Genomic DNA, 364 nt, shown 5'->3' on the forward strand with positions numbered 1-364 from the left:
GGGTCTTAGGAAGCAAAGCTGCCCCATAACGCAGCTATCTTCCTGAAATGCAAAAGAAAAACAGGTATTACCGCCGTTCGAAAATCAGCGAGGCCCGATTTCGGGCGCTCGTGCGCTGTTGGTCACTGGATCTCACCGCCACCAACACCGCTCAGTTGACCGGCTTGAGCGTGCGCTCGGTCAACACGATCTTCCTGGCTATGCGGCGTGTCATCGCTCACGACTGCGAACAACATTCGCCCTTCACCGGTCAGGTCGAAGTCGATGAATCCTTCTTCGGGCCGTGGCGCGTGCGCGGCAAACGCGGACGCGGCGCCGGCAAGAAAACCATCGTCTTCGGCATGCTCAAACGCGGCCAGCACGT

1 pseudogene is annotated in these 364 nt (G+C 58.8%); it reads left to right on the forward strand.

Annotated features, from left to right (window positions below):
- Positions 1-47: 47 nt before the first annotated feature.
- Positions 48-364, forward strand: a pseudogene (locus AB4Y92_RS26645) (IS1595-like element ISLgu1 family transposase); the annotation flags it as partial.

Origin of the sequence: Lysobacter sp. TAB13 (assembly GCF_052113885.1) — a bacterium.
GTDB lineage: Bacteria > Pseudomonadota > Gammaproteobacteria > Xanthomonadales > Xanthomonadaceae > Lysobacter > Lysobacter gummosus.